Origin of the sequence: Colwellia sp. 12G3, from assembly GCF_002836775.1 — a bacterium.
Classification (GTDB): domain Bacteria; phylum Pseudomonadota; class Gammaproteobacteria; order Enterobacterales; family Alteromonadaceae; genus Colwellia.
Map to the genome: position 1 here is coordinate 59,581 of NZ_PJAQ01000005.1, position 7,260 is coordinate 66,840.

At 40.0% G+C, this 7,260-nt stretch carries 5 protein-coding genes; all 5 read left to right on the forward strand.

Annotation, left to right across the window (positions count from 1 at the left end; translation table 11 throughout):
* Window positions 1-98: 98 nt before the first annotated feature.
* The 5 genes from CXF71_RS01730 (at window position 99) to serS (ending at window position 6,896) form a co-directional block, all read left to right on the forward strand.
* Entirely contained in the window at window positions 99-2,753 is a 2,655-nt protein-coding gene (locus CXF71_RS01730) for a DNA translocase FtsK (protein WP_101231272.1), read from the forward strand.
* Between the two features lie 138 nt (window positions 2,754-2,891).
* Window positions 2,892-3,614, forward strand: a complete 723-nt coding sequence (gene lolA / locus CXF71_RS01735) for an outer membrane lipoprotein chaperone LolA (protein WP_101231273.1) — start codon at window positions 2,892-2,894, stop codon at window positions 3,612-3,614.
* A 163-nt stretch (window positions 3,615-3,777) separates the two neighbouring features.
* On the forward strand, window positions 3,778-5,154 hold the full coding sequence (locus tag CXF71_RS01740; protein ID WP_198559803.1) for a replication-associated recombination protein A: 1,377 nt from the start codon (window positions 3,778-3,780) through the stop codon (window positions 5,152-5,154).
* Window positions 5,138-5,539 (forward strand): fluoride efflux transporter CrcB, encoded by a 402-nt coding sequence (gene crcB / locus CXF71_RS01745; RefSeq protein ID WP_101231275.1) that lies wholly within the window; start codon window positions 5,138-5,140, stop codon window positions 5,537-5,539. Before CXF71_RS01740 ends, crcB begins: the two co-directional genes overlap by 17 nt.
* Window positions 5,540-5,615: 76 nt before the next feature.
* Entirely contained in the window at window positions 5,616-6,896 is a 1,281-nt protein-coding gene (gene serS, locus CXF71_RS01750; RefSeq protein ID WP_101231276.1) for a serine--tRNA ligase, read from the forward strand.
* Window positions 6,897-7,260 lie beyond the last annotated feature (364 nt).

Below are 7,260 nucleotides of genomic sequence, written 5' to 3' on the forward strand. Positions count from 1 at the left end.
CACTAATGACAATTTGTTGCTGCCAACTAAGCGCTAATTTGATACTTTAGCTTAGCTATACGTAATTTTTACGTGTTTATTTCCAATGGTACTTACATTTGTCTTCAGATCTGATAGAAAATCCCGATGCTTCACTTGCTGCATTGACCAATAAACAACTCACTGGCGTACAACGTCTACTTGAAGCTGGGTTATTGTTTTTCACTGTGTTTGCCATGTTTATGATGTTGGCGTTATTTAGCTTTGACCCTGCTGATCCCGGTTGGGCACAAACAGGTTATCAATCACAGGTGCGAAACTTAGGCGGTGCGGTTGGTGCTTACCTTTCTGATTTGTTTTTGAACCTTTTCGGTCTTATCGCTTACAGTTTACCTTTTGTTATCGCTATCGTGGGTTGGTTGTTGTTTCAACGCTTTCATGAATTACTGAAACTTGACTACTTAACGTTAGGCTTAAAGTTGATTGGTTTTTTCATGTTTTATCTTGGCGTAACCTCTTTGGCCAGTATGAATTTTGATGATGTTTTTTACTTCTCTGCAGGCGGTATTTTAGGTGATGTCCTTAGTGAAACCTTGCTCCCGTATTTTTCATTTGTTGGCTCTACTTTATTATTCTTACTTTTTACCTGTGCAGGTTTTGTGCTTTTAACTGGTTTTTCTTGGCTTAAATTTATAGACGCGGTAGGTAGATATGCCATTGTGGCAGCACTTAAACTAATAAGCTTACCTCTATTGATTAAAGCGCATTTCGGTTCTAGCGAAGAAAATACAAATGCCGATGATGGGCTTGGTAATGTGAAAAGCCGTTTGGTTCAAAACAAACCTACTGTTAAAGTAGAAAAGTCAAAGTCAAAGCCAGAACACGTCACTCCTGAACAAATAGCCCCTGAACCAGTAACAACAAAACCAGAATATTCAGAAACGTTACCTTATGGGATATTTGCCGAAACAGCCATTGTTGAATTGCATGAACCTTTCAGTATTAGACCAGAGCTAGACGAATTGACAAAAAAAGTGGCTTCAAAAAGTGAACCATATATTGATATTTCTGAACTAATGAATGAACTTTCTGTGGGCAATGTACAAGAACATGTTAGCAAGAAAGAAATTACCGCCGCTTTCGCCGAGGTAGAGAAACCTGACGTTGCCGATGATTATCAATTCCCCGTTCCTGCACAGTTAGCACCTGTTGAGCAAAGTATATCTGATAACAATGGCCAAGTTAATCTCGTTGCGGTTGAAGACAAACCCTCTCAGGGAATGCCGTCTATTGATCTACTTGATCGACCTGATAAAGCGAAAAACCCGATTAACCAAGAAGAATTAGACATAGTAAGTCGCTTAGTTGAAACGAAACTACTCGATTTTGGGGTGCAAGCACAAGTGGTGTCTGTTTATCCTGGCCCTGTTATTACTCGCTTTGAATTAGATTTGGCACCCGGTGTTAAGGTGAATAAAATTACCAGCTTATCGAAAGATTTAGCCCGTGCTTTATCGGCTATTAGTGTACGCGTGGTTGAAGTTATTCCGGGTAAATCTGTTATCGGTCTAGAACTACCGAATAAACACCGTGAAATTGTCTATTTAAGTGAAGTGATTGGATGTCCTGCTTTTGAAGAATCGCCATCACCACTTGCTATGGTGCTAGGTAAAGATATTGCGGGTGATCCCGTTGTCGTCGATTTAGGTAAAATGCCACATTTATTGGTTGCTGGTACCACGGGCTCTGGTAAATCAGTTGGTGTAAACACCATGATTGTCAGCTTGTTGTATAAATCAACGCCTGAAGATGTGCGTATGATTATGATTGATCCGAAAATGTTAGAGCTTTCAGTTTATGAAGGCATTCCACATTTATTGGCTGAAGTAGTTACTGATATGAAAGATGCTGCTAATGCGCTGCGTTGGTGTGTTGGTGAAATGGAACGTCGCTATAAAGTTATGTCGGCCGTAGGTGTACGTAACTTAAAAGGTTACAACAAAAAAGTGCTTGAAGCGATTGCTGCGGGTGAGCCATTAATTGACCCTACATGGCAACCTAATGATGGTATGGATCAAACACCACCTTTGTTAGAGAAATTACCCAGTATTGTTGTTATCGTTGATGAATTTGCCGACATGATGATGATTGTTGGTAAAAAAGTTGAAGAACTTATTGCCCGTATTGCCCAAAAAGCGCGTGCGGCTGGTATTCACTTAATACTTGCTACCCAGCGCCCTTCAGTAGATGTTATTACTGGTTTGATTAAAGCGAACATTCCTACCCGTATGGCGTTTCAGGTATCGTCAGGTTTGAACTCTCGTACGATTTTAGATCAGCAAGGGGCAGAGCAGTTACTCGGCATGGGTGATATGCTTTATTTACCGCCAGGTACTGGTGTACCAACGCGTGTGCATGGTGCTTTTGTTGACGATCATGAAGTGCATGCGGTAGTAAAAGATTGGAAATCTCGTGGTGAGCCAAACTACGTTGAAGAGATTTTGTCAGGTGAACACGATCAAGATATTTTATTACCTGGCGAACAAGCAGAAGGAAGTGAGGCTGAAGAAGTTGACGCGCTTTACGATGAAGCGGTTAATTTCGTCACTGAAAAACGTCGCGTTTCAATTTCGAGTGTACAAAGACAATTTAGAATCGGTTATAACCGCTCAGCAAGAATAGTTGAACAAATGGAATTACAAGGTGTCGTATCAACACCGGGTAATAATGGCGCACGTGAAGTTTTAGCGCCGCCGCCAGTGCGCGACTTTTAATTTATACCACTAACTATTTCAAGCGATTGATTTATTCCAAGGATTATTTCTAGGTTCATTTCAAGGTAAGGTTATCGCTTATTATTTTCTCTGTGTCAGCTATGTACTGGCGCAGTTCATCTTATTAGAAGTAAAACTATGCAAATCAATTTTAAGCAGAAACCATTTTTTCGGTCATTCGCGTTAACCAGTATTTTACTCCCAGTACTAAGTTTATATCAACCAATGGCTTACGCAGAGCAACCACCAGTAAATACCATTGCATCATCGTCACCATCAAGTGAGGCAAAAGAGCACTTAATGGCTAAGCTCAGGAAATTGGCTTTTTTTAGTGCTAATTTTAGCCAAAAAATACTTAGTGGAGAGGGTGAAATATTGCAACAAGGCTCAGGTACTTTAGCTATTAGCAAGCCTAATCTTGTTAATTGGAAAACCATAACACCCGATGAAACTTTAATTGTTAGTGATGGCAATACCTTGTGGTTTTATGACCCGTTTATTGAACAAGCCAGTGCTTACAGCCTAGCTAAATCAATCCATAATACGCCCATTTTATTACTTACTAGTGATGAACCTCAGCTTTGGCAACAGTACCATGTTAGTGAGCAGAACAACGCGATTGAAAGTGGCTTACGTTTTGTTGTGCTGCCAAAAGATGAAAACAGCCAAATTAAAAAACTCACGTTAAGTTTTGAAGAAACAAAAACTAAGGATATTCAGTTAAGTGAGTTTTCTTTTGAGGATGCAACAGGGCAAATTAGCCAAATCAGCTTAAGTCACTTTAATAGTACTGTTAAGCCAGACGCATCGTTGTTCACATTTAGCTTACCTGAAGGTGTAAGACTTGAAGACAAACGATAATTCACAAGATAAGCTATTCGGTAAGTCATCTTCAGCGTTAGACCTTAGCCAGCGTAACAAGGAAGGTCAGCAAAACTCATTGTTTGACCTTACGCCGGGAGATTGTGAGTCAGAAGCCAGTGATAATACGGTAACGAACAATAACGCTCCAGCAAGTAGCTTTATGCCACTTGCTGCAAAAATGCGCCCAAAAACCTTAGCTGACTATGTTGGGCAGCAGCATATCTTAGGTGGCGATTCGCCCTTAGCGCAATCCATTGAGCAAGGTCACTGTCACTCCCTTATATTTTGGGGCCCACCGGGTAGTGGTAAAACGACGCTGGCTGAAATTATTGCTCAACATGCTAATGCCGAAATAGAACGTGTATCTGCCGTTACCTCCGGTATTAAAGAGATCCGTAGTGCTATTGAAAAAGCAAAATTGCGTGCACAAGGCGAGGGCGCTAATAAACGTAGAACAGTACTGTTTGTTGACGAAGTACACCGCTTTAATAAATCGCAGCAAGATGCTTTTTTACCGCACATTGAAGATGGCACCATCATTTTTATTGGCGCGACCACAGAAAACCCTGCGTTTGAACTAAACCAAGCGTTACTATCTCGTGCACGTTTATATACCTTAAAAAAATTAACCCGTGATGATTTAGCACAAGTATTACAGCGTGCTATCTCTTTATGTGAAGAAGAACAGCAGCTGAGTATTGATTTAAGCGTTGATGCCAAGCAAAGCTTACTTAATCGTAGTGATGGCGATGCCAGACGATTACTTAATCTATTAGAAAACTGCCTCGATAGTACCGCTACAACACAAAAAAAAGAGTTAGATAATGTAGAAAACAAGCAAGGCGATCAAAAAGCTAACCGTGATGTAAAAATCATTACCGTTGAATTAATCGCCCAAGTCGCTGGCAGTAAAATTGCCCTTTATGATAAAGGCGGCGATGCTTTTTATGATTTAATCAGTGCCTTTCACAAATCAGTACGTGGCTCTAGCCCTGACGCTGCGCTTTATTGGTATGCAAGAATTCTTACCGCCGGTGGTGATGCCCTGTATGTTGGCAGACGTTTACTCGCTATTGCCAGTGAAGACATAGGTAATGCAGACCCACGCGCAATGCAACTGGCTATCAACGCCTGGGACACGTTTCATCGTGTTGGTCCAAGTGAAGGTGAACGTGCTATTGCGCAAGCTACGGTATATATGGCATTAGCACCTAAAAGTAATGCAGTTTATCAAGCGTTTAATAAAGCCAAAATATTAGCCCAGCAAACATGCGATTTAGATGTACCGTTGCATTTAAAAAATGCCACTAGTAGTATTACTAAAGAACTTGGCCACGGCACTGAATATCGCTATGCCCATGATGAAATAAACGCCTTTGCTGCGGGCGAGAACTACTTTCCAGAAGCGTTAGCTAGAGGCGACAGTTCGCATACTCGCTTGTATCAACCAACTGAACGCGGTTTAGAGAAAAAACTCAAAGAAAAACTCGATTATTTAAACCAGCTTGATAGGAATAGCCATGACCAACGCTATTAGTAATTTCACTTTATACGCTTTTGTCGCCCTTGGCGGGGCCTGTGGGGCAAGTTTACGCTTCTACATTTCGCAGTTAGTACTAAATTGGCTCGGAAAAGGTTTCCCTTTTGCTACATTGATGGTTAATATCATCGGCTCATTTTCTATGGGTTTGCTATATCAACTAATCGAACATGAAATTCTCAATATTAGTGTGCATAGAACTTTAATAGGAATAGGCTTTTTAGGTGCATTTACCACCTTTTCTACATTTTCATTAGACTCCTTGTTACTATTACAACAAGGCGATGTATTAAAAGCGGCAATAAATATTTTACTGAATGTTTCACTATGCATTGGTGCAGCAGCACTTGGCATGTATATGGTAACCACTTTAGTAAAATAACGGCTGATTATATAATCGCAACGTAGAAAATATGTAAAAAATTTTAATAACTTCATTAACAAGAATGTGAACAATTATGCTTGATGCAAAACTACTTAGAACTGATTTAGATAATATCGCTCAACAACTTACCAAACGTAACTTTGTGTTAGATACCGATACGTTAAGTGCGTTAGAAGAGCAACGTAAAGCTATCCAAGTGAAAACTCAAGAACTGCAAAATGAACGTAATACTCGTTCAAAGTCTATTGGTCAAGCGAAAGCGCGTGGCGAAGACATTGCACCATTACTTGCTCACGTAAGTCAGCTAGGTAATGATCTTGATGCTGCGAAAGCAGAGCAAGACGAAGTTTTAGCTAAAATTGATGCAATAGCGAGTGCTATCCCTAATCTTCTTGATGACTCAGTACCTGATGGTAAAGATGAAGATGACAACGTTGAATTAAAACGTTGGGGCACGCCGCGTGAATTCGATTTTGAAGTGAAAGACCATGTTGATTTAGGTTTTTCAGTAGATAAAGGCCTAGATTTTGAAAGTGGTGCTAAGCTTGCTGGCACACGTTTTGTGGTAATGCGTGGCAAAATAGCCCGATTACACCGCGCTATCGCTCAGTTCATGCTAGATACCCATACAGAAGAACATGGTTACCAAGAAATGTACGTACCTTACTTAGTTAATGCAACGTCATTATATGGTACAGGGCAATTACCCAAGTTTGGTGAAGACTTATTTCATACGGATTTATCAAATAAAAAGTTCTCATTAATTCCTACATCGGAAGTGCCACTAACGAACTTAGTACGTGATGAAATTGTTGATGAAGAAGACTTACCTATTAAAATGACAGCACATACGCCATGTTTCAGAAGTGAAGCAGGCTCTGGTGGTCGTGATATTCGTGGACTTATTCGCCAACATCAATTTGATAAAGTTGAAATGGTACAAATCGTTAAGCCTGAAAATTCAATGACCGCGCTTGATGAACTTACACGTCACGCTGAAATTATTCTTGAAAAACTTGAATTGCCATACCGTACCGTACAACTATGCAGCGGTGATGTTGGTTTTAGTGCAACCAAAACCTTTGATTTAGAAGTATGGTTACCTGCACAAGACACTTACCGTGAAATTTCATCGTGTTCAAATATGGGCGCTTTCCAAGCTCGCCGTATGCAAGCACGTTTTAGAAGTAGTGAAACAAACAAACCAGAATTGTTGCATACACTAAACGGATCTGGTTTAGCAGTAGGGCGTACCTTAGTTGCTATTCTAGAAAACTACCAACAAGCTGATGGCAGCATTAATGTTCCAACAGTATTACAGCCTTACATGGGTGGTTTAACTAGCATAGGTTAATTACCCTCTAGTTTAGACGTAGTTCAAGTAAAGTGAGCATTAGATAAAGCGCGATGTAGGGAACAACGTCGCGCTTTTTGATCTAGTGAGGATTAGAAAGTTTAACTTTTTTATAAAATGAATTTAAATAACAAAATAGTATTGTCCAACCCAATAACTTACTGTGTAAGCATACAGTAAGTATCTAATTCCTTCTTTCTACAAGAAAGCGCGCAAATTGCCTTCTTTCACACATCTACCAGTTACAGCACTATTTTTAACTTATTGATCTATCGACAACAATCGAGTAACCTCCTAGCATTATAAAATTATGGACGATTGATCTCATCTTGTAGAAACAAGGAGATTTGCCTCATAATAAACT